The organism is Ancylobacter sp. TS-1, assembly GCF_009223885.1.
GTDB lineage: Bacteria > Pseudomonadota > Alphaproteobacteria > Rhizobiales > Xanthobacteraceae > Ancylobacter.
In genome coordinates this window covers 1,873,131-1,898,281 of record NZ_CP045144.1, presented here as the reverse complement: position 1 = coordinate 1,898,281, position 25,151 = coordinate 1,873,131, and the positions used below count along the sequence as shown (strand labels likewise).

The window sequence follows — 25,151 nt, the reverse complement described above, 5'->3', positions numbered from 1 at the left end:
GAATGGGAGGTGCTGGTGGCAAGGGCCGATGCGCAGGCGCAAGTCCATTCCGACCGGGGCGGTCCGGGCACGTCCGACGACGAGACGCGCCGCCGCGCGCCCGAGGACGTCCGCCGCCGCCAGTTGATCGACGCGACCATCGATTCGCTGGCCGAGATCGGCTTCAACGCCTCGACGCTGGCGCAGATCGCCCGCCGCGCCGGCGTCTCGCCCGGTCTGGTCGCGCATTATTTCGGCGACAAGGACGGGCTGCTGGAAGCGACGCTGCGCCATCTCTCGCTGCGGCTTTATCGCGCCACGGCGCAGCGGCTGGGCGAGGCGCGCACGCCCCGCGCCCGCGTGCAGGCGCTGATCGACGCCAATCTGGCGCCGGAGGAATTCGACCAGCGCACCTCCAGCGTCTGGCTCGCCTTCTGGGGGCAGGTGCTGCATTCCGAGCGCCTGCGCCGGGTACAGCGCATCTATCAGGCCCGCATGCTGGCCAATCTGCGCCACGATCTGCGCGGGCTGGTCGCCCCCGCCGATGTGCGCCGCGTCGCCATCACCATCGCCGCCGTCATCGACGGCTTGTGGCTGCGCTCCTCGCTCTCCGCCGCCGGCGAGACCGATTCGGTGAGCGCCCGGCAGGTCGCCTCGCTCTTCGTCGACGCCCAGATCGCCGCCGCCGCACCGGCGCTTCCCTCCACCGGAACCTCTCCCATGCGTTCGCGTCCCCCGCTTCACGCCAGCCATATTGGCGGGCGCTACCGCCCGACCGGCGGCGCCACCTTCACCACCGTGAATCCCGCCACCGGCGAGGTGCTGGCCGAGATCGAGATCGCCGGCGAGGCCGAGGTCGAGGCGGCGGTCGAGGCCGCCCGCAAGGGACAGAAGCTGTGGGCGGCGATGACCGGGGCCGAGCGCGGCCGCGTGCTGCGGCGCGCCGCCGATCTGCTGCGCGCCCGCAATGACGAACTGGCGCGGCTGGAGACGCTCGACACCGGCAAGCCGATCCAGGAGACCAGCGCCGTCGACGTGCTCTCCGGCGCCGACTGCCTCGACTATTACGCCGGCGTCGCGCCGACGCTGGCGGGCGAGCATGTCGATCTCGGCCCCTCGGCCTTCGGCTATACGCGCCGCGAGCCGCTCGGCATCGTCGCCGGCATCGGCGCGTGGAACTATCCGTTGCAGATCGCCTGCTGGAAATCGGCCCCCGCGCTCGCCTGCGGCAACGCCATGATCTTCAAGCCGGCCGAGCTGACCCCGCTGACCGCGCTCAAGCTCGCCGAAATCTATGCCGAGGCCGGCCTGCCGGACGGCGTGTTCAGCGTGGTGCAGGGCTTCGCCGATACCGGGCGGCTGCTCACCCGCCATCCTGCCATCGCCAAGGTGTCGCTGACCGGCGAGGTCGGCACCGGCAAGAAGGTGATGGTCGATGCCGCCGGCACGCTGAAATACGTCACGCTGGAGCTTGGCGGGAAATCGCCGCTGATCGTGTTCGACGATGCCGATCTCGACGACGCGGTGTCCGGCGCCATGCTCGGCAATTTCTACTCGGCCGGCGAGGTGTGCTCGAACGGCACCCGCGTCTTCGTGCACGAGAAGGTGCGCGCCGCCTTCCTCGAGAAGCTGGTCGCGCGGGTGGAGAAGATGGTGGTCGGCGATCCGCTCGACCCGGCGACGCAGGTCGGCGCGCTGATCTCCGCTGACCACATGCAAAAGGTGCTCGGCTACATCGAAAAGGGCCGGGCCGAGGGCGCGAAGCTCCTCGTCGGCGGCGGGCGCGTGACGACGGGCGCGCTGGGCAAGGGCGCCTTCGTCGCCCCCACCGTGTTCGACGGCTGCGATGAGGCGATGAGCATTGTGCGCGAGGAGATTTTCGGGCCGGTCATGGCGGTGCTCTCCTTCGCCGACGAGGATGAGGTGATCGCCAGCGCCAACGACACCGATTTCGGCCTCGCCGCCGGTGTGTTCACCAAAGACCTCGCGCGCGGCCATCGTGTCATCGCGCAGCTGGAAGCGGGCACCTGCTGGATCAACGCCTACAACATCACGCCGATCGAACTGCCCTTCGGCGGCGCCAAGCAGTCCGGCCTCGGCCGCGAGAACGGGCGCGCGGCCATCGAGCACTACACCCAGCTCAAGAGCGTCTATGTCAATCTCGGCCGCGTCGAGGCGCCCTACTGATGCGTAACGGCATGTCCGACAGCTTCGACTATATCGTCGTCGGCGCCGGTTCGGCCGGCTGCGTGCTGGCCGACCGGCTGAGCGCGGACGGGGAGAACCGCGTCCTCGTGCTGGAATATGGCGGCTCGGACCGCTCGGTGTTCATCCAGATGCCGAGCGCGCTGTCGATTCCGATGAACATGAAGAAATACAACTGGATGTATGAGAGCGAGCCCGAGCCGGGGCTCGGCGGGCGGCGCATGCACTGCCCGCGCGGCAAGGTGCTCGGCGGCTCCTCCTCCATCAACGGCCTCGTCTACATGCGCGGCGCCCCGGCCGATTTCGACCGCTGGGAGGAAGAGGGCGCGCAGGGCTGGTCCTATTCCGACGTGCTGCCCTATTTCCGCCGGGCGGAAAGCCGCCGTGACGGCGGCGACGAATATCGCGGCGCGGACGGCCCGCTCGCCACCCGTTACGGTAAGCTGGAGAACCCGCTCTACCGCGCCTTCATCGAGGCGGCGCAGCAGGCCGGCTATCCCGCCAGCGAGGACGTCAACGGCTATGCCCAGGAAGGCTTCGGCCGGATGGACATGACGGTGAAGGACGGCGTGCGCTGGTCGGCCGCGAACGCCTATCTGAAGCCGGCGATGAAGCGGGCGAATCTCAAGGTCGAGACCCATGCCCGCGTCGAGCGCGTGCTGTTCGAGGGGCGCCGCGCGGTCGGCGTGGTGTGGTCGCGCGACGGGCGCCGGCACAGCGTGCGCGCCAGCCGCGAGGTCATCCTGTCGGGCGGGCCGATCAACTCGCCGCAGCTTCTCAAGCTGTCGGGCATCGGCAATGCCGACGAACTGCACGCGCATGGCATCGAGGTGGTGGCCCACCGCCCCGGCGTGGGTGAGAATTTGCAGGACCACCTCGAATTCTACTTCCAGCAGGCCTGCACCAAGCCGATCACGCTCTATTCGCAGATGGGCCTCTTTGCCCGCGGCATGATCGGCGCGCGCTGGCTGCTGACCAAGGACGGGCTGGGAGCGACCAACCATTTCGAGGCCTGCGGCTTCATCCGCTCGCGGCCCGGCATCGCCTCGCCCGACATCCAGTATCATTTCCTCCCCCTGGCGGTGACCTATGACGGGCAGGGGCTGGCGAGCGAGCACGGCTTCCAGGCCCATGTCGGGCCGATGCGTTCCAAGAGCCGGGGGTGGGTGCGGCTCGCCTCGGCCGACCCGATGGAGCCGCCGCGCATCCGCTTCAACTATCTCTCGCATGAGGACGACATGGTGGAGTTCCGCGCCTGCGTGCGGCTCACCCGCGAGATCTTCGCGCAGAAGGCGTTCGAGCCCTATCGCGGGCGCGAGATCCAGCCCGGCGCGGACGTCACCGATGACGCGTCCATCGACGCCTTCGTGCGCGCGAAGGTGGAGAGCGCCTATCACCCCTCCTGCACTTGCCGGATGGGCTCGCCCTCCGACCCGCTCGCCGTGCTCGACCCGCAGATGCGGGTGATCGGGGTGGAGGGGCTGCGGGTGGTGGACTCCTCGGCGATGCCCTCGATCACCAACGCCAACCTCAACGCGCCGACCATCATGATGGCGGAGAAGGCGGCGGATCATATTCTCGGCCGGCCGCTGCTGGCGCCGTCCAACGCGCCCTATTACACCGCGCCGGACTGGCAGCACGCGCAGCGGTGACGCCCGCCGTGCCGGGCGAGGGTCAGTTCGCCGGGGCGGAGAAGCGCGCGGCGATGCGCCGGCGCAGTTCCGGCCCGATGCGGGCCAGCGCCTCGCCGATGCGGGTCAGCCGGACATCCAGCGCCGCGTCGGAGAACAGGTCGGCGCGGGTGACGAACATCAGCCGGTAGAGCAACGCCGCGAGGACGAGGACGAGGACGATCGAAATCGTCACGTCGGAGAGGAAATGCGCGCCGAAGGCCATGCGGTTCAGCGAGACGGCGGCGACGAACAGCCCGGTGACGACGCCGATCTGCACCCGCCATTCGCGCGGCACGAACAGCACCAGCGGCAGCAGGCAGGCGACGGTCGCCGCCTCGCCGGAGGTGAAGGAACGGTTCGACCACTGGCTGCCGATGACCCAGGCTTCCTGGAACGGCCAGGCGCCGCCGAACGCCTCGATGTTGATCGGGCGCGGACGGCCCCAGAACACCTTCAAGATGCCGTTTACCAGCAGCCCCGGCCCCAGCAGGAACAGGGTGATGAAATAGAGCGACATGCGCGGCGGCACGAGGCAGGGTTTGTCGGGGAAGGCGACCTTCAGAACGAGGCCCAGCAGCAGCAGCACCGGGAAGGTCAGCGTCACCTGCGAGGCGAGGTCGCGGAAATCCTGCAGCTTGGCGATGCGCGCCGCCGGGAAGCCTTCCCCCTCGACATAGAACAGGCCCGCGAAGGCGCGGTCGATGCCGGCGCACAGGTAGAAGAACGCCGAGACGAACACCGCGAGGGCGATGGTGTAGGTGATCGGGCGCCGCTTGAAGTCGTCGCACACATGCTCGCGAAAGGCGCCGAAATCGATCATATCGGGAACTGGTTCACTCGTGTCGCGGGCACAGTCGTACCGGGGATGAAGGCGCGGGGACAGCGCCCGGTTCGGCACCATGTCCGCCATTTGGGGCGGCGCCGTCAACCGGCTTGGCTGTCGCCCGTCTCAGCGCCGGGCCACGACCCCGATGTCGCGCAGAAAGCCAAGGATTTCGCGGGCGGCCTCCTCGGGCGGAGGATCGACCAGCAGCCGGCCGCCGCCGCTCGCCGCCTCGGTCGCCGCTTTCAGACGCTCCGCCGCCGAGGCACCGGCCGCCGCCTTGGCGATCAGCTTCGGGCGCGGGCGATAGGGGCGTTCCTCCAGCGAGGCCGCCGCGCGCGGGGCGGCAAGGCCGGGCCGCGTCTCGATGAGGCCGCGCCGGGCCGACGCGAAGGCGAAGGGGCGGGGGGCGGGCGCGGCCGGATGCACGGTGACGAGCACCGGCAGGCGCACGAGCAGCCGGCGTCGGGCGCCGCGCGGCAGCGCCTGCTCCACCGCCAGCGTGCCGGGCGCCTCGCCCGGCGCCAGCGCGGCGGCATCGGCGATGATGGGCAGGCCGAGCGCGCGGGCCAGCGCATAGGGCAGCAGGCCGGTATCCTCGCCGCCCTGCGAGGTGCGGCCGGCGAGGACGAGATCGAAGGCACCCTCGCGCAGCGCCGCCGCAAGGCTCGGCAGCGGGTCGTCGCCGTCCGGAATTGTGAGATGGACGAGGCGCGGCAGGCCGTGGCCGAGCACATCGCGGAGCGGGCCGATGTCCGGCCCGGCATGCAGGCCGGACAGTTCCGCCCCGTCGAGCCCGGCGGCGAGCCCGATGGCCTGCACCTCGACCGGCACTGGCGCGGGGCGGCCGGAAACGGCATGGCGGCCGGCGGAGAGCAGCACGGCGATCCTCATGAGCCGGCCTCCTCCGCGAGCAGCCCTATGAGCGCCGGCATCACCTTCTGCGCGTCGGCGACGATGGCGAGGCCGGCGCGCTCGATCATCGCCGCGTGCAGATCGGTGTTCACCGCCACCACATGCTCGCATTTGGCAACGCCTTGCAGGTGCTGCGGCGCGCCGGCGATGCCGAGGGCGAAATAGCAGCGCGCGTCGAGCACCGTGCCGGAGGCGCCGACCTGCGCCGCGCGCGGCATCAGCCCGGCATCGCACACCATGCGGCTGGCGCCCGGCGTCGCGCCGAGCGCGGCCACCAGCGCGCGGAAGGCGTCGAAATCGGTGACGCCATTGCCGGCCGAGACGACGAAATCGGCCTCCGCCAGCGACACGCGCGCCGGGTCGGCCGGAATGAATTCGGCGGCGAGGATGGCGCCGCCGGCCGGCTCGGGAAAGGCGAACGCGACCGGCAGCGCCTCGTGCACCGTGCCGGCATGCGGCGCGACGGCATCGGCGGCGAGGCTGACAAGGCGCGGCGGGGCGCCGCGCTGCTCGGTCCGACGGCCATGAGCGGGGCGGGTGACGGCCTTCGGCGACAGGCTTTCGGCTCCGGCGAACAGTTCTTCGCCCGACAGGGCGGCGAGGCGGCGGGCAAGGTCGCCGCCCTCCGCGCTCTCGGCAAACAGCATATGGCGCAGATCGAGCGCGGCGCGCACGGCATCGAGCGCCAGCGCCTTCGCCTCGGGGTCGTAGCCGGCGACTGGCAGGGTCAGCACGCGGTCGGCGCCGGCGCCGGCAAGCTCGTCGGTGGCGAGGTCGACGAGGGCCAGCACCGCGCCGCCGTCGGCGTCGGCGAGAAGGCGCGCGGCGCCGAAAAGCTGGCGGTCATGCGGGGTGAGGCGCCCGCCCGGCGCGTCCGGCACCAAGGCGACGAGATAGGCCGGCTGCGCGATCACCCGCAGCCGCGGCGCGGCGTCCGCCGGTGCGGCGAGGGCGGGCGGCGCCGCCGAGGCGGCCGGCGCGCGCTGGGCACGGTCCAGCCGGCGGCGCAGCGTGCCGGGCACCAGGGCGACGCGTTCCTGCGCGCGCGGGTCGCGGCGCGGCCGGCCGGAGGCGGAAAGGGCGTCCTCGGGCGCGGCATCGGGCACGCGCGCGAGATCGAAGCGCGGGCGGGCGCCGCCGGTCACGCGATGAGCGGCGCGCGCGGCGCGGGGATCCTTGCGCGGCCTGTTCATGCGAGCGTCTCCGCGCGGGGCGTGGCGGGGGCGGCCTCGACCGCCCTCAGCACCAGTTCGGCGATGTCGGCGACGTCGGGCCGCTCGCCGGTGACGCCCTCCAGCATGGCCGAGCATTGCGGGCAGGCGACCGCCACGATGGCCGCGCCGGTCGCGCCCGCCTGGCCCATGCGGATATCGGGGATGCGGCGCTCGCCCTCGATGTCGGAGACCGGCGCGCCGCCGCCGCCGCCGCAGCACATGGAGCGCCGGCCCGAGCGCTCCATCTCGAGCCGCTCCAGCCCCAGCCGGTCGAGCAGGCGGCGGGGGGCGTCGACTTCGCCATTGTAGCGGCCGAGATAGCAGGGGTCGTGATAGGTCACGCGCGCGCCGTTCAGCCCGCCGACGGCGAGGCGCCCCTGCGCCACCAGATCGTCGAGGAAGGCGCTGTGGTGGACGACCTCGTAATCGCCGCCAAAGGCGCGGTACTCGTTGCGCAGGGCGTGCAGCGCGTGCGGGTCGGCGGTGACGATGCGCGCGAAGGAATAGCGCGACAGGGTGGCGATGTTCTCGGTCGCGAGCCGCTGGAAGGTCGCCTCGTCGCCGAGCCGGCGGGCAAGGTCGCCGCAGTCGCGCTCCTCCGGCCCGAGCACGGCGAAGTCGACGCCGGCCCTTTGGAGCAAAGTGACGAGGGCGCGCAGCGTGCGCCCGTAGCGAAGTTCATAGGCGCCTTCGCCAAGCCACAGCAGCACCTCCGCCCGGCCCTTGGCCGCCATCACCGGCAGGGTGAGGCCGGCGGCGAAATCGGTGCGGGCGGCCAGCGGGCGCCCGCCCGGTTCGTCGGCATAGCGCAGCTCCATCAGCGGCGGCGAGGCCTTCACCGGGAGCGCGCCCAGCTCCAGCGTCTGGAAGCGGCGCAGATCAAGGATGGCGTCGACATGCTCGATCATCATCGGGCATTCCTCGACGCAGGCGCGGCAGGTGGTGCAGGACCACAGCGTGTCCGGGTGGATCATCGCCCCGATGCCGACGATGGGCAGGCCCGGCCCGCCGACCCCGGCGACCGGGCGGGCGTTCGGGTAGGGGCTGCCGGCGTAAGTCCCGTTGGTGGCGCCGGGCTGGATCGCGGCGGCAAGGTCCTGGATCAGCCGCTTGGGGTTCAGCGGCTGGCCGGCGGCGAAGGCCGGGCAGGCGGTTTCGCAGCGCCCGCACTGGATGCAGGCGTCGAAGCCGATCAGCCGGTTGAAGGCGAAGTCGGCCGGCGTCGCCACGCCGAGGCGCGGGGCGTCGAGATCGAGCGGGGCGAGGGCGGTGGCGGGCTTGCCCTCGAAGCGGCCGGGGCGGGGATGGGCGACGAGATGGGCGGCGCCGGCGAAGGCGTGGCGCATCGGCCCGCGATCGATTTGCCGCGCGAGGCCGAGCCCGCCCGCCGCCGCCAGCGCGAGGCCGATCCAGCCGAGCGGGCGCAGCGCGCCGCCGAGGGAGGCGTCCAGCGCGACGAGGAAGCCGCCGGCGGCATAGGCGGCCAGCAAGAAGGGCAGCAACTGGAACCGCCCGCCCGACAGGCGCGCCGGCTTCACCGGAAGGCGCCGCCGGCCGACCATGAAGCCGCCGGCCAGTGCCGCCGCGAAGGCGAGCGCGACGACCCACCAGTAGAGCCTGGCATCGCCGAGAACGGGGATCAGCCCGAGCAGCGCCAGCGCGGAGCCGGCCAGCAGCCCGCCGGCGGCGAGCGCGTGCATCCGCGCCGCATAGGGGTCGCGCCCGACCACGTGATGGACGTCGACGAGGTAGCGCTTCGGCAAGGCGAGCAGGCCGGCCACCCAGTCGACCGTCGCGGCCTGTCCGACGCGCCACAGAAGCGCGCGCCGCACCGCGAGCGCGCCGGCGACGAGCCCGATGGCGAGGACGACGAGCGCGAGGGCGAGCGCGGTATCAGTCATGGCCGCGCCCGGCGCTCGGGGTGGCGGTTCCCCTCACCCGGCCCTGCGGGCCGACCTCTCCCCGGCGGGGAGAGGTGAGAAAGCAGGCGGGTGAGGCGTGGCGAGGTAAGGATTGGGCGCAGGGGTGCCAAAACCCTCTCCCCGTGGGGGAGAGGGTAGGGTGAGGGGGCTTCCCGGGCGAGACGGCCGGACGGCAGGCACTTTCCGTCATCCCGGACGAGGCCCGCAGGGCGTCGAGCCGGGATCGCTCGCCGATTACGCGGACGATCCCGGATCGGCCTGCCGGCCGTCCGGGATGACGGCGTTTGAGGCGGATAAAATGGTGCGAGGCGCCCATGGCCCCCTCACAAATCCTTGCACAGACGCAGCGAGTCGTAGAGCGCGGCGTGGATGTTGCGGCCGGTCCAGGCGTCGCCGACGCGGTAGAGCGCGAAGCCGGGCTGGCCGGACCAGCGCTGCGGCGCTCCGGCGACGAGGGCGTCGAGGTCGGTCTCGCCGTCATTGACGGAGGCCCCGCGCAGCGCCTCGAACAGCCCGTCAACGGGGAGCGTGCCATGGTCGACCACCACGCGGTCGATCACCCGCTCCTCCTCGGCGTCGGTCATGGTGTTGCGCAGGGCGGCGACCAGCCGGTTGCCCTCGGGATAGATCTCGAACAGCTCGGTATTGGGCGTCATCACCACGCCGAGCTTGTACAGCTCGCGCAGATGCACCGGCTTGTTGGTGGTGCCGACTTCCTGCGCGATCTGGAGGTCGTGCGTCACCAGCTCGACGAGGCAGCCCTTCTTCGCCAGGAATTCGGCGGTGGAGGCGGCGTTGTGTCCGCCGATCTCGTCATAGAGCAGCACCGAGCCGGTGGGCTCCACCTTGCCGGTGAGGATGTCCCAGGTGGAGACGGTGTGCTCGTGGCCGGCCACATGGCCGGGGTTGGGCAGGCCGCCGGTGGCGACGATCACCACGTCGGGATTCTCGGCGCGGACGTCTTCCTCGGTCGCCGCGCGGCCGAGGCGGATATCGACGCCCTTCTTCGAGACCTGCCCGTAGAGCCAGCGCGGAATGCCCGACAGCGCCTCGCGCCATGTCGCCTTGGCCGCGATGTTGATCTGGCCGCCGACGACGGGCTCCTTCTCGAACAGCACCACGGAGTGGCCCCGCTCGGCGGAGACGCGGGCGGCTTCCAGCCCGGCCGGGCCGGCGCCGATCACCACCACCTTGCGCACGACGTCCGCCTTCGGGATGACGTGCGGCATGGTCGCCTCGCGCCCCGTCGCGGCATTCTGCAGGCACAGCGCGTCGCCGCCGACATAGATGCGGTCGATGCAGTAGCCGGCGCCGACGCACTGGCGGATGTCGTCGTCGCGGCCCTCCATCAGCTTCTTCACGAGGTGCGGGTCGGCGATGTGGGCGCGGGTCATGGCGATCATGTCGACATGGCCCTCCGCCACGGCGCGGGCGCCGGTGGCCAGATCCGTCACGCGCTGGGCGTGGAAGATCGGCACGTCGACCTCGCGCTTGATGGCGCTCGGCAGATAGAGGAAGGGCGCGACGGGAAAGGACATGTTGGGCAGCGAGACGGCATGGGACATCTCGTCCCGCGCCTGCCCGCCCATCACGTTGAGGAAGTCGACGAGGCCGCGCCTGGCATATTCCGAGGCGATGGCCACGCAGTCCTCATGGGAGAGGCCGTCGGCTATCATCTCGTCGCCCGACATGCGCATGCCGATCACGTAGTCGCCGCCGGTGGCCTCGTGCATCGCCTCCAGCACCTCCCTGCCGAAGCGCATGCGGTTCTCCAGGCTGCCGCCATATTCATCGGTGCGCTGGTTGACGGAGGGCGACCAGAACTGGTCGACGAGGTGGCCATGGGCGGCGGAAATCTCGCAGCCGTCCAGCCCGCCTTCCTTGCAGCGGCGCGCCGCCTCGGCAAAGGCCTTCACCACGCGGCGAATGTCGTTTTTGTCCATCGCGCGCGGGATGGTGCGCGAGGCCGGCTCGCGGCGCACGGAGGCGGACAGGGTGGGGAACCAGTTCTCGGTGTCCCATTTGGTGCGCCGGCCCATATGGGTGAGCTGGATCATCAGCTTCGCGCCATGGGCGTGCACCCGCTCGGCGAATTGCTGGAAATAGGGGATCACGCTGTCGTCGGCGACAGAGATCTGGTTCCACGGCGCGGCGGGGCTGTCGATGGCGACCGAGGAGGAGCCGCCGAACATGGTCAGCCCGATGCCGCCTTTGGCCTTTTCCATGTGGTAGAGCTGGTAACGCTCCTGCGGCTTGCCGTCCCGGCCGTAGCCCGGCGCGTGCGAGGTCGACATCACGCGGTTGCGGATGGTCAGGCCCTTGAGGGTCAAGGGTTTGAGGAGGGCCTCGGCATTGGCGATCATGATGGTCGGCGCGCTCCTTCGACCATGGTCTTCTCTCGGGTCTTTTTCCCGATGGTCGCACGATAGGTCGCATGCACCCGTGGTGCACAGAAGATTTGCGCCATCGCGCCGGTAGCGTTGCGACCCGGCTTCAGCGCAGCAGGATGCGCAGGGCGGAAGGGCCGGCCAGCGCGAGCACCAGCAGCGCCAGCGGCACCGAGAAGACGAAGCCGACATAGCTGAAGCCGACCGCGCCGACGATGCCGCCGCCGAAGAAGCAGGCGAGGAAATAGCTCAGCAGCTTCAGCTTCTCGCGGTCCGCCAGCACCAGCGGAACGCCGCTCCCGCGCCGGCGGCGGTTGGAATAGAACAGCTTGCCGAGCTCGATGCCGATATCGGTGACGATGCCGGTCATGTGCGTGGTGCGGATCTTGGCACCGGACATCTTGGTCACGGTGGCGTTCTGCAGCCCCATGATGAAGCACAGCACCGCCACCTCCATGCCGAGGGCGAGGGTGGAATGGCGCGTGTAGGAGCCGAGCAGGCCGAAGGCGAGCAGCAGCAGCGCCTCCAGCGTCAGCGGCAGGGAATATTCGCGCCCCGCCACATGCAGGCGTCCCCAGTTGACGAGGATCGCCGAGGTGGCGGCCCCGGCCACGAAGGCTATGAGCGCGCCGCCGCCCGCCAGCACGAGGTCCATGGCGCCGACCACCGCATGGTCCGCCGCCGAGGAGATGATGCCCGACATGTGCGAGGTGTACTGGCCGACCGCCAGCAGGCCGCCGGCATTGGTGGCGCCGGCGACGAAGGTCATGGGCAGGCCGAGCCAGACGTCGGCGAGCGGCGTGCGCTCCGGCGCCAGTATGCCGGCGGCGAGGTCGCTGTAGCGTGCCGCCAGCTTGCGGTAGCCGGTCGGTTTAACGGGCGCGTTCATGGGCGCATTCATAGGGCGCGCGCGGGGCCGGCCCGCGCTTCGGGAGTTCGGGGCGATGATTGCCTGTGTAATTAATACCACGTGCCGGGCCGCGCCATAACAGCCAATGCTTAGGGCTCAGCCGCCGCGCCGCTCGCCGCTGGGCGGGCGGCCGAAATGGCGGGCATAGGCGGTGGAGAAATGCGCCGCCGACTGAAAACCGCAGGCGATGCCGACATCGGTGACGGGCAGCGGCGAGAGGCGCAGCAATTCGCGCGCCCGCTCCAGCCGCAGGCGCAGATGGTAGGCCGCCGGGGTGACGCCGAGATGCCGGCGGAACAGCCGCTCCAGATGGCGCGGCGAGATGTCGAGCCGGCGGGCAATGGCGGCGATGCCGGGCGGCTGCTCGATGGCGGCCTGCATCATTCTCACCGCGCGGGCCAGCGTCGGGTCGGGCAGCGCCGGGCGCGGGCGCGCCTCCACCTTGGCGCGGGCGGGGCGGGCGCGGTCGACGATGAACTGCTCGGACACCTTGTCCGCCAGCGCCCGCCCGCCCTTCGCCTCGATCAGCGCCAGCATCATCTCGAGCGGCGCCACGCCGCCGGTGCAGGTGAGGCGGTCGCGGTCGATCACGAAGGCGTCCTCGGCGAAATCGATGTCGGGGAATTCCTCGCGGATGGCGGAGAGGTTCTCCCAGTGGACGGCGCAGCGGTAGAAGTCGAGCAGCCCGGCATCGGCCAGTACGAAGGCGCCGGTGCACAGCGCGCCGAGCGCCACGCCGCGCCGCGAGAGCCGGCGTAGCGCGTCCTCGATCGGCGGGGTGGCGGCGTGGCGCACGTCGATGCCCCCGCACACCAGCAGCAGGTCGAGCGGCCCCGCCCCGGCCAGCGCCACGGTGGGCGCGAGGGTGAGGCCGTTCGAGGCGGCGGCGGGCGCGCCGTCGAGCGTGACGATGCGCCAGGAATAGATCTCGGCCTCGGCGACGTAGTTCGCCATGCGCAGCGCCTCCAGCGCGTTGGCGCAGGCGATCATCGAATGGTTCGGCAAAGTGAGGAAGCCGATGCGCGTCAGGGAGGCGAGGTCGAGCACGGTCGCGGGTCCGGGAAGGGTTGCGTTGCCGAATGTTGCGGGGCGTCGAACTGGGACATCGCCGCGCAGAAATACCTAGGCTTTGTCTTCGATCGGCGCGAATGGTGCCGCAAATTTGACGCCTGCACAGGGGGAAATGCGGTCAAACAACGGGGAAACCTTCCATGCGGATCAGCACGAGCCTTCTTTCCGCCCTGCGTGAGCGGGTGCCTGGCCGCCTCCTGCTGCCGGTCGGCTTCGCGGTCGTCGTCGCCACCGGCGCCTATGTGGTCGCCGAGGGCACCGGATATGAGCGCGGCAAGGCGGCGCAGGCGAGCGCACAGGAAAGCGTGCGCAACCTCGCCCGGCTGGTCGCCCAGCCGATCGAACTCGACGAGGAGCCCACCCTCAAGGGCGACCGGCAGGACCTGCCCACCATGATCCGCGCCATCGAGCCCTCGGCGGTCTACCGCGCGCCGCAGGCGGCCCGTGCGGCCGGGTCGGCCAAACCCAGGCCCGCCGCCGAGGCGTCGGCCGCCATCGAGCACGCGGCGCTGCCGGCCGGGGTCGAGCGGTTCGACCGCTGCGAGGGCGCCTGCGAGACGCGCGATCCGAAGATCGTCCAGACCGCCTATCCGGTGCTGATGGAATCGCCGGAAGCCACCGCCGCGCGCGTGGCGGCCGGCCCCAATGCGCCGCCCGCGCCGGTGATCGCCCGCGCCGACGAGCCCGCGGCCGGGCTTCTCGGCCTGCCGCCGCTGCCGAGCGCCGGCGAGATCGTCGACCGCACCGTGCAGGGCACGACGCAGGCCTATGACAGCATGAAGCAGGCGGTGAGCGGGGCGATCGACTTCCTGCGCTGATTCGCTTCGTCATCCCGGACGGCCGCAGGCCGAGCCGGGTTCGCGTGCTGTCACGGGTGGTGCCTCAGCGATCCACCACCAGATCGCTCGTCGGCTTCGAGCAGCACAGCAGCGCCATGCCGGCGTCGATCTCGCGCTGGCGGATGCCGCCGCCATGCTTCATGTCGACCGTGCCGGACACCAGCTTCGACTTGCAGGTGCCGCACAGGCCCTTGGAGCAGGAGGAAGGCAGGCGCACGCCGGCGCGGCGCGCCGCGTCGAGCACGAACATGTCCGAGCGGCACTCGATGGTGCGCTTCTGTTTGGCGAACTCGATGGAATAGGTCGTGACCTCGACCGGCTCGGCGGCCGCTGCCTGCGCCGGCTCGGCCGCGGCGACGGCCTGCGCCACGCTCTCCTCGACCGCTTCCTGAACCGCCTGCACCGCCTCGGCCACCGCCACCTCGGCGGCGACCGCCGGCTCGGCCTCGGCCAGGGCGCCGAAATCGAAGCTCTCCTCGTGGTGGCGGGACATGTCGAAGCCCGCGCCCTTCAGCATCTCGCGCACCGCCGCCATGAACGGCGCCGGGCCGCAGACAAACACCTCGCGCTCGCGGAAATCCGGTGCGACATGGTTGAGCACGCCGCCGTTCAGCCGGCCGCGAAGGCCGTGCCACGGCGCGAACGGGCTGTCGCCCTCGCAGACCGGGGCGAAGCGGAAGCTCGCCGGCTGGTTGCGCGCCATCAGTTCCAGCTCGCCCCGGAAGATGATGTCGGCGGGCGAGCGCGCCGCGTGCACGAACACGATGTCGCGCGGCTCGCCGAGGTCGTGGAAGGTGCGGGCCATCGACATCAGCGGGGTGATGCCGCTGCCGCCGGAGAGGAACAGGTATTTCGGCGCGGGCGCGGCCTTGCCGAGGGCGAAGCAGGAGAAATCGCCCATCGGCCCGATGGCGTGCAGCACCGAGCCGACCCGCACGCTGTCATGCAGGAAGTTCGACACCGGCCCGCCGGGCACGCGCTTCACGGTAATCGCGATGGTGTGCGGGCGGGTGGGGGCGGAGGCAATGGTGTAGCAGCGGTTGACGCTCTCGCCGCCGACCGGAATGTCGAGGGTGAGGAACTGGCCGGGCTGGTAGCGGAAGACGCAGGGCTGCCTCGGCGCCAGCACGAAGGTCTTCACATCCGCCGTCTCCTGGCGGATCTCGCGCACCACGAGGGCGTCATCGGCCTCCGGGTTCCAGACCGGCAGGGTGCCGGAAAGGCGCGAGGCGGCCGGGTCGGGCGAGGCGGCTGACGTGGTGGTCATGTGCTTTGATCTCGATCAAACGACGTTCGGGAGAAACGTTCGCGCCCCCTCCCCGGCGGGGAGAGGGGTAGTTCGGGCAGGGCAGGCGCCTCATTCCCCGTCATCCCGGACGGCCACAGGCCGATCCGGGATCGCGTGCCGCACGGAGAGCGATCACGGCTTTACGGCTTCGCCTTCGTCCGAGATGACGGCGACTGCCGGGACCGCAGGTGCTTACCGCCCCAGATGCTCGCTCATGCGGCCGACATACCAGTTGCAGAATTTGTCGACGAGCATCTCGGTGTGCGGCGAGTAGGGGCCGGGCTCATAGGCCGGGCTGCGGGCGCCTTCCTGGCAGTAGCCGACGAGGGTCGAATCCTGGTCGTTGGTGGCGTCCCATACGCCGGTCAGGTTCTCGATGTTGTAATCGACGCCCTCGACCGCGTCCTTGTGGACCAGCCACTTGGTGCGCAGCAGCGAGCGCTCGGCGTCGAGCGGCAGCACCGAGAAGACGACCGCGTGGTCGGACATGAAGTGGTGCCACGAATTCGGCTGGGTCCAGAAGTGCAGCGCGCCGTGCCGGGGATCGTTGATCTTGCCCAGCAGCTTCTTGCAGGCGGCCTGGGTGTCGTGGGTGTGGCTCTCGCCGGCGCCCGCCAGCGGCAGGCGCTCGGTGCGGAAGCCCGTCACCATGTCGTCGAGGTGCTCCATCATGGTCGAGGGGAAGCCGCAGCTTTCCCATTCGCGGTGCGAGGAGTTGACGAGCTTCGCGTAGTCCTCGGCCTCCTGACGGCCATGGTCGTCGAGTTCCTCCGGCGCGAAGCCGAAGCCATAGGCGAATAGCGGCACGGTCAGCTCGGGATGGTTGCCCGCGCAGTGATAGCACTCGCGGTTGTTCTCCATGGTGAGCTTCCAGTTGCCCGGCTCGATGATGTCCTTCTCGAAGGCGACCTTGGCGTTCTTCAGGTCGTGCGGGGCGAGATAGGGCGCCATCTTCGCCGCCATGACGTCGAAGTCGGCCGGCGGCTCGTCGGACAGGCACACGAAGATGAGCCCTTCCAGCGAGCGCACATGCACCGGCTTGAGGCCGTGGCAGGAGGGATCGAAGTTCTGGCCCATGTGCTCGGCGAAGAGCAGCTTGCCGTCGAGGCCGTAGGTCCAGCTGTGGTAGCGGCAGACGAGGTTGCCGACCGTGGTCTTGTAGTCGTGAACGATCGGCGCGCCGCGATGGCGGCAGACATTGTGGAAGGCGCGGACCTCGTTGTCGTCGTCGCGCACCAGGAAGATGCTGGCCTTGCCGATGTTCAGGGTCATGGCGTCGCCGGGTTCCGGAATGTCGGGCTCGACGCCGACGAAGATCCAGTGACGGCCGAAGATGACGTCCATGTCCGCCTCGAAAATCTCGGGGCTGGTGTAGAACGGCGCCTCCAGGCTGTAGCCCGGCTGGCGGCGGCGCAGCAGCGCCTTGAGCGGCGTATGGGTGGTGTCCAGCATCGGCCTGTTCTCCCTCGCGGGTTCCCGGCCCGCTTGTCGACTGGAATTGTTCGACGGAAGCGCGCCAACGACTTTCACCGATGCGACAGGCAGTTTGCTGAACGCGACATTCGCCGGAACTGTGAAGCGGCGCCCCGGCGCCCCGGCGCGCCGCTCAGGCGTCCGCGCGGGCGATCAGCGCCAGCGCGGTCTTGAGCCCGTCCATCGAGGCGGTATCGCCGACCCAGCCGAGATAGCCGTCGGGCCGCGCCAGCCAGACCGTGCCGGGCTTCGCCTCGAAGGCATCGGCGAACCCGCCGTCGCCGTCGCGCAGCACCGGAATGTCCTCGCGATCGCCGAGCGGGGAATCGCCCGCCACGACGGCGAAGGCCGAGACGGCCGGGCCGAGCGCCGCGCGCGCCAGCTGCGAGAGTTCCACGAGTGCGGTCAGGCCGGCTTCGTCGCCGGCATAGCCGAACAGTACGTGCCGTCCGCGTCCCAGCCGCTCATGCAGGCGGAGCGGCAGGCCGACATAGGCGCGGCGCAACCCGCCGGCGTCGGGGATGCGGTCGCCGGCGGCGAGGGGGGTGCCGGCGGCGTCCACCCGCTCGTCGCGGACGATGGCACTGCCGCGATACGAGATCAGGAGCTGGGTCTCGCGCATGCCCGGCAGCGGCGAGCGCTGGGCGAGCGTCTCGTTGAGGGCGCGGCTGGTGTTCTCCACCAGATCGAGCCCGACCGCGCGGCGCTCGGCCGAATAGCTGTCGAGCAGGCCCGGCGCGTCGCGCCCGTCGAGCGCCAGGGTGAGCTTCCAGGCGAGGTTGTAGGCGTCCTGCAGCCCGGTGTTCAGCCCCTGCCCGCCGACCGGGGGATGCAGATGCGCGGCATCGCCCGCCAGGAAGGCGCGGCCCTTGCTGTAGCTCGACACCAGACGGTGGTTGACCCGGTAGACCGACGACCAGTGCATCGATTTCAGCACGGTGCCGGCCGGCAGCATCGGCGTCATCAGGGCGCGGATTTCGTCGAAGCCCGGCGGCTGCGGGCGCTCTCCCTCGGCGGCGCGCAGCATGGAATCGGGCAGCACGGCCGAGAGACGGTAGCGTTCGACCGAACCGGCCACCGGCACGGCGGCGAGCGCGTTGGCGGCATGCTCCGCCGTGGCGCTGACATTGAAGCGGTAGAAGCGCCCGCGCGGCAGATCCCAGCCGATCTCCAGATCCGCCAGCACGAAGGTCTGCGGGAACTGGCCGCCTTCGAAGTCGAGGCCGAGGCCGGTGCGCACAGCGCTGCGGCCGCCGTCGCAGCCGACGATGAAGCGGCTCTCCACCACATGGGGACTTCCATCCGGCCCGGTCAGTTCGGCGCGCACGCCGTCGCCGGTTTCCGCGAAGCCGGCGAGCGCCCAGCCGTAATGCACCTTGCCGCCGTGGCGGACGAGGCACGCCTCCAGGATCCGCTCGACCTCGAACTGCGCCAGCGACAGGCTGCCGAAGGGCAGAAGGTCGGGAATCTCCATCGTCGGGCCGGCCACGCCGTCGGTGAAGTTGGAGACGCCGTGCAGCCAGGTGCCGGCGTCCACCGCGTCCTGGGCGATGCCGAAATCGTCGAACAGTTCGAGCGAGCGCGCGGTGATGCCGAGCGCCTTGGTGAAGAAGGTGCGCTCGGTCATGCGGTCGATCAGCAGCACGTCCAGCCCGGCGCGGGACAGGTCGGCGGCGAGGAACAGGCCCACCGGCCCGGCTCCGACGATCAGGACATCAACGCTGGATTTCATCGCCGCTCGCCACCTGTTGCTCAGCTACTGCCGGAATTGCCGCGTGCGTGCCGATTCCGGCGCGCGTCACCGCCGCGACGGCCTCCGGGAATGCCGTCGGCCCCGGGTGTGGACGCGATGTTGGAAACCACGCCGCAGGTGACATCCTGTTGACGAAGGCGGAGGCCGCCGGGTGCGGGGAAGACCGGCACTCAGCGTAACATGGCACCGTTCAGTCGAACAGGCGCTGCGCCGCCACGCTCTGTCCCGGCGGGCCGGGGGCGCGGGCGCGGGCGTCGGAGGGGGTGAAGCCGTGCTGCGCCTTGAACTGGCGCGAGAAATGCGCGCAGTCCGAGAATCCGGCCTCCAGCGCGATATCCGTCACCGAGCGGCCGGTGGTGTCGAGCAGGAAGCGGGCATAGCGCAGCCGAAGCCGGCGGTAGAACTCGGCCGGGCGCTGGCCCATCACGGTCTGGAACAGGCGCTCCAACTGGCGGGTGGAGAGTTGCAGCCGGCGGGCGATGTCGGCGATGGGCAGCGGGTCGGCGAGGTGCTGCTCCATCATCAGCAGGGCGCGGCGCACGCGGTCGTCGGCCACGAGATCGGCAATGGGCGGGTGCGGCTGCGATTCGGTGCCGGGGCGCTGGCGGTCCAGCAGCAGCACGTGCCGGCTTTTCTGGGCGATGGAGCGGCCGAGGAACTTCTCCACCAGCGCGGTGGCGAGGTCCGCTGCGCCGCCGCCGCCGGCGCAGGTGATGCGGTCGCCGTCGATCACATAGAGCCGGTCGGCGACCGGCGTGTGGTGCGGGAATTCCTCGAGAAAGTCCTGATAGTGATACCAGGAGACGCAGCAGCGCCGCCCGGTCATCAGCCCGGCGCGGGCCAGCACGAAGGAGCCAGTGCACACGCCGACCAGCGGCACGCCCGCCTTCGCCGCGCGCTTGAGATAGGCGACGCTCTCCTCGTCGAGCTGCTGGCCGCCATGCAGCAGGCCGCCGACGACGATGATGTAGTGGAAGGCGCCGGGGTCGGCGAGCGGCCCGGAGGGCGCTACGGTGATGCCGCAGCTCGCCCGGATCGGCTCCGGCCGCGCGGACATTACCTGCCAGCGGGCGAAGATCGGCCGCGAGCGGTCGCCCTCGTCGGCAGCGAGGCGGAACTGGTCGACCATCAGCGAGAAGGCCGACAGGGTGAAGTTGTCGGCCAGAATGAATCCGACATTGAGCGCCGGGGCGGCCGAGACCGCGCTTCCGGACCCCGGGGTTCCGAGAGGCGTAGTGCCGAGAGGCATGGGGCGCTGCTGGGTCATGAACGGCTCCGGCGGACAGCATAGCAAACTTGCTGCCCTCGATAGCAAGGAAGATGCCGCAGCGTGCGGTGGGGCCGCCTGTCGTTCCCCGGACACGCGACGCCGCAGGCGGAGCGCAGAGCCGGACGCCCGGATCGGCGCTCCCGCTGCGCCTCCGCTGGTCCGGGATACGGACGCTTCAGCATTCGGGCAGGTTCACGGCGAGGCCCCCGAGCGAGGTTTCCTTGTATTTCGAGGCCATGTCGCGGCCGGTCTCGCGCATGGTGGCGATCACCTTGTCGAGCGAGACGATGTGCGTGCCGTCGCCATAGAGCGCCAGCGAGGCGGCGTTGACCGCGCTGATGGCGCCGAAGGCGTTGCGCTCGATGCAGGGCACCTGCACCAGCCCGCCAATGGGGTCGCAGGTCATGCCGAGGTGATGCTCCATGCCGATTTCGGCCGCGTTCTCCACCTGCGCCGGGGTGCCGCCCAGCGCGGCGGCGAGGCCGCCCGCCGCCATCGAGCAGGCGACGCCGACCTCGCCCTGGCAGCCGACCTCGGCGCCGGAGATCGAGGCGTTGATCTTGAACAGCGCGCCGATGGCGGTGGCGGTGAGCAGGAAGATGTGCAACCCCTCCCGGTTCGCGCCGGGGCAGTGGTCGCGGTAGTAGCGCAGCGTCGCCGGCACGACGCCCGCCGCGCCATTGGTGGGGGCGGTGACGACCTGCCCGCCGGCCGCGTTCTCCTCGTTCACGGCGATGGCGTAGAGGCTGACCCAGTCCATGATCTCGTGCGGGGTGGGGGCGTTGCGGGCGAGCAGGGCGTCGCGGATCGCCTTGGCCCGGCGCTTCACCTGCAGCCCGCCGGGCAGTTCGCCCGAGGTGGCAAGGCCGCGGTCGATGCAGGCCATCATCGCCTCGACCACGCCGTCGAGCCGCGCCTCCACCTCGGCGGGCGGGCGGCGGACGTGCTCATTGGCGAGGACAAGCTCGGCGATGGAGCATTTTTCACGCGCGGCATAGGCCAGCAGTTCGCGGGCGTTGCGGAAGGGATAGGGCAGGGCGAATTCGTCCGGCGCGGGCGGCTGGCCCACCTCGTGCTCCGGCACCACGAAGCCGCCGCCGATGGAGCACCAGCGCGCCTCGGCGATCAGCCCGCCGTCATTGGCGAAGGCGCGGAAGGCCAGCGTGTTCGGGTGCTGCGGGGTGGGCGAGACGCCATCGAAGACGATGTCGCGGGCGGCCTCGAAACCGATGCCATGGGTGCCGGCGAGCGGCAGGCGGCCGTCCTCCGTCACGCCGGCGACGAGGGCATCGCCACGGTCGGGGTCGACATTGCGCGGGTGCAGGCCGGCAAGGCCGAGGATCACCGCCTTGTCGGTGCCGTGGCCCTTGCCGGTCCAGGCGAGCGAGCCATAGAGCGTCACCTCGACCCGGGCGGTGCGGGCCAGCTGGTCGGTCGCAATGAGGCTCTCGGTAAAGCGCAGAGCCGCCAGCATCGGCCCCACCGTGTGCGAGGAGGAGGGGCCGATGCCGATCTTGAAAAGCTCGAAGGCGCTGATCATGGACGCTTAACCCGCTTCGTCATCCCGGCCGGAGCGGAGCGGAGAGCCGGGATCGCCCTCCGTCTGGCAACGATCCCGGATCGGCCTGCGGCCGTCCGGGATGACGTTGAGCATTTGTTGTGTCGAACTTAGGTTTTGCTCGGCAAATGTCAGGCCAGCTCGCGCCGGCCCTCTTCCAGCAGTTCCCAGACATAGGGCGCGAAGGAGCGCCAGACGTCGATGTGGAACACGTCGGGCGCGTGGCGCACCAGCACGATCTCGGCCTTGTGGAACAGGGTGCGGGTGCACGCTCCGACCGGGAAGGCGTCGAGCGACAGGTCCAGCGCGTTGCCCTGGTTCAGCACGAAGGCCGCCTTCTCGCCGGCGATCTCGATGCCGACGCTGCGGGCGGAGACGTCGACGAGCGCATGCGGCAGGCCGGCGGTGGCCGCCTCGATGGCGTCGAAGATCGGGGCCGGTTCGGCGCCGGGGACGATGAGCAGCCATTCGTCCGGGCCGAGCCAGAGGGCGAAGCGCCCGTCGGCGTCGTTGCGCCGGCAGGCCTCGCGCGGCAGGGGCACGCCGAAGGCCGTGCCGGCGGCCGCGATGGCGGTCTCACGGCCGCGAAAGGCGAGGCGGGCGGCCGGGCCGAGCGCGACAAGTCGCGCGGCTGCGACATCGCGCGGCGTCGCCGCGAGGGCGTGCAGGGGGCTGGCGGAGGCGAGCTCAGGCATTCAGGCGCTCTCCCTTGGGATCGTAGAAGACGGGCTCGACCACTTCGACCTCGATGACGTGGTCCGCCATCGGCACCGAGAGCCTGTCGCCGATGCGGGCGCGGCCACCCTTGACCATGGCGAGCGCGATGGAATGGCCGAGCACGGCGGAATGATAGGAGGAGGTGACGAAGCCGAGCATCGGCACCGGGACCGGGGCCTTGGGATCGGCGACGATCTGCGCGCCTTCCTCCAGCACCACCTTCGGGTCGGTGGTCCGCAGACCGACGAGCTGCTTGCGGTCGGGGGCCGACATGGCGGCGCGCGCCAGCGAGCGCTTGCCGACGAAGTCCTTCTTGGCCTTGCCGACCGCCCAGCCGAGATTGGCGTCGTCCGGCGTCGCGGTGCCGTCCGTCTCCTGGCCGACGATGATGTAGCCCTTCTCGGCGCGCAGCACGTGCATGGTCTCGGTGCCGTAGGGCGTGATGCCGAAACGCTCGCCGGAGGCGTAGATGGCTTCCCACACCGCGCGGCCATAGCCGGCCGGCACGTTGACCTCGAAGCCGAGTTCGCCGGTGAAGGAGACGCTGAACAGGCGGGTCGGCACGCCGAGTATGGTGCCCTCGCGCACGCTCATATGCGGGAAGGCTTCCTTGGAGAGGTCGATGCCCTCGATCAGCGGTTCGAGAACCTCACGCGCCTTCGGCCCCTGCACGGCGATCACCGCCCATTGCTCGGTGGTCGAGGTCAGCCACACGTCGAGGTCCGGCCATTCGGTCTGGAGGTAGTCCTCCATGTGCGCCAGCACGCGCGGGGCGCCGCCGGTGGTGGTGGTGACGTGGAAGCGGTCCTGCGACAGCCGCCCGACCACGCCGTCATCCATCACGAAGCCGTCCTCGCGCAGCATCACGCCGTAGCGCAGCCGGCCGGGCTCGAGCTTGGCCCAGGCGTTGGTGTAGATGCGGTTCATGAACTCGGCGGCATCCGGGCCGACCACCTCGATCTTGCCGAGGGTGGAGGCGTCGAAGAGGCCGACCGAGGCGCGCACCGCCCTGCATTCGCGGGCGACCGCCGCGTGCATGTCCTCGCCGCCGCGCGGGAAGTAGTGCGCGCGCTTCCACAGCGACACGTCCTCGAAGGCGGCGCCGTGCGCGGCGGCCCAATCGTGAATCGCCGTCTTGCGCACGGGATCGAACAGGTCGCCGCGCGCCTCGCCGGCGAAGATACCGAAGGTGGTCGGGGTGAAGGGCGGGCGGAAAGTGGTGAGCCCGATCTTCGGCACGCTCTCGCCCAGCGCCTCGGACACGATGCCGAGCGCGTTCATGTTCGAGGTCTTGCCCTGGTCGGTCGCCATGCCCGTGGTGGTGTAGCGCTTCACATGCTCGATGGAGCGCATGCCCTCGCGGGTGGCGAGCGTGATGTCCTTGGAGGTGACGTCGTTCTGCCAGTCGACGAAGGCCTTGGCGAGCGCCGGGTTGCGCCCGTGCGGGGTGGCGCCGATGAAGCCGTCGGCGCCGAGATTCTCGGCGACTGCCGGGAAGGCGCGCGAGGAAGCCGCCGGGGCCGGCGTGGCGCCGCGCGCCGGGGAGGCGAAGTCGCGCGAGGCGAGGGCCGCCGCCTCGCCCTGCGCATAGCCGTCCTCCAGCACGCGCTGGAGACCGTAGATGCCGCGCGCCGCGCCGGCCGAGCGCTCGCGCTCCACCGAGGTGCCGGGCAGATAGGCGCCGCTCGCCGCGTCCCAGGCGAGCTTGCCGCGCGACTGCGAGAACAGGTGGACGCTCGGCGTGAAGCCGCCGGACATCAGCACGGTGTCGCAGGGAACCGCCTCGGCCGGCCCGACCTGACCGCCCTTGACCTTGGCGAGGTGGGCGGAGGACACGCGCAGCCGGCCCTTGGTGCCGGTGACGACGGTGGCGGGGCGCACGTCGATGCCGGCGGCGAGCGCGCGGGCCGGGAGTTCGCCGGTGACTTCGGCGCGCAGATCGGCGATGGCGGCGATGGTGACGCCGCCGGCCTTTAGGTCGAGCGCGGCGCGGTAGCCGGCGTCGCAGGCGGTGAAGATCACCGCGCGCTCGCCGACCTTGGCCCCGTAGCGGTTGAGATAGGTGCGGCCGGAATCGGCCAGCAGCACGCCCGGACGGTCATTGTCGGGGAACACCAGCGGGCGCTCCAGCGCGCCGGAGGCGAGCACGACTTCCTTCGCCCGCAGCTTCCACAGCCGCTCGCGCGGCAGGTCCGTGCCGGGGGCGGCGAGGTGCTCGGTGACGCGCTCGGCCAGCGCGATGAGATTGTGCGGGAAATAGCCGAAGGCGGTGGTGCGCGGCAGCAGGGTCACATTGTCCCGCGCCGCCAGCGTCGCCAGCGTGGCGGCGAGCCATTCGGCCGCCGGCCGGCCCTCGATGGCGGCGGAGGCCTCGGACAGCAGCGAGCCGCCAAGCTCGGCCTGCTCGTCGGCCAGCCAGACTTTGGCGCCGTTCTCGGAAGCCGCCAGCGCGGCGGCAAGGCCCGCCGGGCCGGCGCCGACGACGAGCACGTCGCAATAGGCGTAGTTCTGGGTGTAGCGGTCCGGGTCCGGCAGGGTGGGGGCGACGCCCAGGCCCGCCATGGCGCGGATCTTCGGCTCGTAGAACCGCTTCCACGCGCCCGCCGGCCACATGAAGGTCTTGTAGTAGAAGCCGGACGGCAGGAAGGGCGAGAACAGGTCGTTGATCGCGCCGGCATCGAAGGAGAGCGAGGGCCAGCGGTTCTGGCTGGACGCCTTCAGTCCTTCATAGATCTCGACCTGCGTGGCGCGCAGGTTCGGCGCCGAGCGGGCGGCGTCGCGGGCGACATCGACCAGCGCGTTCGGCTCGTCCGAGCCGGCCGAGAGGAAGCCGCGCGGGCGGTGATATTTGAAGGAGCGCCCGACGAGATGCACGCCGTTGGCGATCAGCGCCGAGGCGAGGGTATCGCCGCGATAGCCGTTGAAGGTCTGCCCGTCGAAGCGGAAGGAGACCGGGGCGGCGCGGTCGATGCGCCCGCCCGAGGCGGTGCGGAAGCGGTTGGTCATGTCGCGGACCCTCGGGCGGTGTCCACCTCTCCCCGCCGGGGAGAGGTCGCCGCGCAGCGGCGGGTGAGGGGGGAGGCGGTGGCAGCGAAGGGAAGGCCCCTCACCCCGCCCCTCTCCCCGACGGGGAGAGGGAGAAGAAGGCGCGGAA

General features: G+C 70.9%; 17 protein-coding genes. 3 read left to right on the top strand and 14 right to left on the bottom strand.

The annotated features are described in order from the left end of the window. Positions 1 to 15 precede the first annotated feature (15 nt). Positions 16 to 2,166: a betaine-aldehyde dehydrogenase gene (gene betB / locus GBB76_RS09075; RefSeq protein WP_152304806.1), complete on the top strand. Its 2,151-nt coding sequence runs from the start codon at positions 16 to 18 to the stop codon at positions 2,164 to 2,166. Then, complete coding sequence (gene betA, locus GBB76_RS09070) at positions 2,166 to 3,836, top strand: choline dehydrogenase (RefSeq protein WP_152303015.1); 1,671 nt, start codon at positions 2,166 to 2,168, stop codon at positions 3,834 to 3,836. Before betB ends, betA begins: the two co-directional genes overlap by 1 nt. A gap of 22 nt (positions 3,837 to 3,858) precedes the next feature. Here the strand turns inward: betA and GBB76_RS09065 are convergent, their stop codons facing one another. From GBB76_RS09065 to GBB76_RS09035, 7 genes are all read right to left on the bottom strand, one after another. Then, positions 3,859 to 4,677, bottom strand: a complete 819-nt coding sequence (locus tag GBB76_RS09065; RefSeq protein WP_152303014.1) for a phosphatase PAP2 family protein — start codon at positions 4,675 to 4,677, stop codon at positions 3,859 to 3,861. 129 nt (positions 4,678 to 4,806) lie between these two features. Continuing rightward, complete coding sequence (locus tag GBB76_RS09060; protein ID WP_152303013.1) at positions 4,807 to 5,574, bottom strand: electron transfer flavoprotein subunit beta; 768 nt, start codon at positions 5,572 to 5,574, stop codon at positions 4,807 to 4,809. Beyond that, on the bottom strand, positions 5,571 to 6,788 hold the full coding sequence (locus GBB76_RS09055; RefSeq protein WP_152303012.1) for an electron transfer flavoprotein subunit alpha/FixB family protein: 1,218 nt from the start codon (positions 6,786 to 6,788) through the stop codon (positions 5,571 to 5,573). Before GBB76_RS09055 ends, GBB76_RS09060 begins: the two co-directional genes overlap by 4 nt. Then, positions 6,785 to 8,710: a DUF3483 domain-containing protein gene (locus GBB76_RS09050; protein ID WP_152303011.1), complete on the bottom strand. Its 1,926-nt coding sequence runs from the start codon at positions 8,708 to 8,710 to the stop codon at positions 6,785 to 6,787. Before GBB76_RS09050 ends, GBB76_RS09055 begins: the two co-directional genes overlap by 4 nt. A 344-nt stretch (positions 8,711 to 9,054) precedes the next feature. Continuing rightward, a complete protein-coding gene (locus GBB76_RS09045) occupies positions 9,055 to 11,094 on the bottom strand; it encodes an NADH:flavin oxidoreductase (RefSeq protein ID WP_152303010.1) in 2,040 nt (679 codons plus the stop codon). A gap of 130 nt (positions 11,095 to 11,224) precedes the next feature. Further along, positions 11,225 to 12,007 carry a YoaK family protein gene (locus GBB76_RS09040; protein ID WP_246669086.1) on the bottom strand — a complete coding sequence of 261 codons (783 nt, stop codon included), beginning with the start codon at positions 12,005 to 12,007 and terminating at the stop codon, positions 11,225 to 11,227. A 117-nt stretch (positions 12,008 to 12,124) separates the two neighbouring features. After that, positions 12,125 to 13,075, bottom strand: coding sequence for a GlxA family transcriptional regulator (locus GBB76_RS09035; RefSeq protein ID WP_152303008.1), 951 nt, complete (start codon positions 13,073 to 13,075; stop codon positions 12,125 to 12,127). 164 nt (positions 13,076 to 13,239) lie between these two features. On the opposite strand from GBB76_RS09035, the gene GBB76_RS09030 reads away from it, so the two are divergent. Next, positions 13,240 to 13,917: a hypothetical protein gene (locus GBB76_RS09030; protein ID WP_152303007.1), complete on the top strand. Its 678-nt coding sequence runs from the start codon at positions 13,240 to 13,242 to the stop codon at positions 13,915 to 13,917. A gap of 64 nt (positions 13,918 to 13,981) precedes the next feature. Here the strand turns inward: GBB76_RS09030 and GBB76_RS09025 are convergent, their stop codons facing one another. From GBB76_RS09025 to GBB76_RS08995, 7 genes are all read right to left on the bottom strand, one after another. After that, entirely contained in the window at positions 13,982 to 15,205 is a 1,224-nt protein-coding gene (locus GBB76_RS09025) for a hybrid-cluster NAD(P)-dependent oxidoreductase (protein ID WP_152303006.1), read from the bottom strand. Positions 15,206 to 15,418: 213 nt separating this feature from the next. Then, positions 15,419 to 16,678, bottom strand: a complete 1,260-nt coding sequence (locus tag GBB76_RS09020) for an SRPBCC family protein (RefSeq protein ID WP_152303005.1) — start codon at positions 16,676 to 16,678, stop codon at positions 15,419 to 15,421. 154 nt (positions 16,679 to 16,832) lie between these two features. Continuing rightward, positions 16,833 to 18,431 carry an FAD-dependent monooxygenase gene (locus GBB76_RS09015; RefSeq protein ID WP_152303004.1) on the bottom strand — a complete coding sequence of 533 codons (1,599 nt, stop codon included), beginning with the start codon at positions 18,429 to 18,431 and terminating at the stop codon, positions 16,833 to 16,835. Between the two features lie 211 nt (positions 18,432 to 18,642). Next, positions 18,643 to 19,719 (bottom strand): GlxA family transcriptional regulator, encoded by a 1,077-nt coding sequence (locus GBB76_RS09010; RefSeq protein ID WP_246669085.1) that lies wholly within the window; start codon positions 19,717 to 19,719, stop codon positions 18,643 to 18,645. A gap of 178 nt (positions 19,720 to 19,897) precedes the next feature. Beyond that, positions 19,898 to 21,262: an L-serine ammonia-lyase gene (locus GBB76_RS09005; RefSeq protein ID WP_152303003.1), complete on the bottom strand. Its 1,365-nt coding sequence runs from the start codon at positions 21,260 to 21,262 to the stop codon at positions 19,898 to 19,900. A 149-nt stretch (positions 21,263 to 21,411) separates the two neighbouring features. Further along, positions 21,412 to 21,975, bottom strand: coding sequence for a sarcosine oxidase subunit gamma (locus GBB76_RS09000; protein WP_152303002.1), 564 nt, complete (start codon positions 21,973 to 21,975; stop codon positions 21,412 to 21,414). Further along, a complete protein-coding gene (locus GBB76_RS08995; RefSeq protein WP_152303001.1) occupies positions 21,968 to 25,003 on the bottom strand; it encodes a sarcosine oxidase subunit alpha family protein in 3,036 nt (1,011 codons plus the stop codon). The genes GBB76_RS09000 and GBB76_RS08995 overlap by 8 nt, the downstream gene beginning before the upstream one ends. Positions 25,004 to 25,151 lie beyond the last annotated feature (148 nt).

Bases quoted from the DNA above. Each gene is read 5' to 3' on its own strand.
- betA (WP_152303015.1), top strand. From the start codon at position 2,166: ATGCGTAACGGCATGTCCGACAGCTTCGACTATATCGTCGTCGGCGCC.
- GBB76_RS08995 (WP_152303001.1), bottom strand. From the start codon at position 25,003: ATGACCAACCGCTTCCGCACCGCCTCGGGCGGGCGCATCGACCGCGCC.
- GBB76_RS09015 (WP_152303004.1), bottom strand. From the start codon at position 18,431: ATGAAATCCAGCGTTGATGTCCTGATCGTCGGAGCCGGGCCGGTGGGC.
- GBB76_RS09000 (WP_152303002.1), bottom strand. From the start codon at position 21,975: ATGCCTGAGCTCGCCTCCGCCAGCCCCCTGCACGCCCTCGCGGCGACG.
- GBB76_RS09005 (WP_152303003.1), bottom strand. From the start codon at position 21,262: ATGATCAGCGCCTTCGAGCTTTTCAAGATCGGCATCGGCCCCTCCTCC.
- GBB76_RS09055 (WP_152303012.1), bottom strand. From the start codon at position 6,788: ATGAACAGGCCGCGCAAGGATCCCCGCGCCGCGCGCGCCGCTCATCGC.
- GBB76_RS09065 (WP_152303014.1), bottom strand. From the start codon at position 4,677: ATGATCGATTTCGGCGCCTTTCGCGAGCATGTGTGCGACGACTTCAAG.
- GBB76_RS09025 (WP_152303006.1), bottom strand. From the start codon at position 15,205: ATGACCACCACGTCAGCCGCCTCGCCCGACCCGGCCGCCTCGCGCCTT.
- GBB76_RS09050 (WP_152303011.1), bottom strand. From the start codon at position 8,710: ATGACTGATACCGCGCTCGCCCTCGCGCTCGTCGTCCTCGCCATCGGG.
- GBB76_RS09060 (WP_152303013.1), bottom strand. From the start codon at position 5,574: ATGAGGATCGCCGTGCTGCTCTCCGCCGGCCGCCATGCCGTTTCCGGC.
- GBB76_RS09040 (WP_246669086.1), bottom strand. From the start codon at position 12,007: ATGAACGCGCCCGTTAAACCGACCGGCTACCGCAAGCTGGCGGCACGC.
- GBB76_RS09010 (WP_246669085.1), bottom strand. From the start codon at position 19,719: ATGACCCAGCAGCGCCCCATGCCTCTCGGCACTACGCCTCTCGGAACC.
- GBB76_RS09020 (WP_152303005.1), bottom strand. From the start codon at position 16,678: ATGCTGGACACCACCCATACGCCGCTCAAGGCGCTGCTGCGCCGCCGC.
- GBB76_RS09030 (WP_152303007.1), top strand. From the start codon at position 13,240: ATGCGGATCAGCACGAGCCTTCTTTCCGCCCTGCGTGAGCGGGTGCCT.
- GBB76_RS09045 (WP_152303010.1), bottom strand. From the start codon at position 11,094: ATGATCGCCAATGCCGAGGCCCTCCTCAAACCCTTGACCCTCAAGGGC.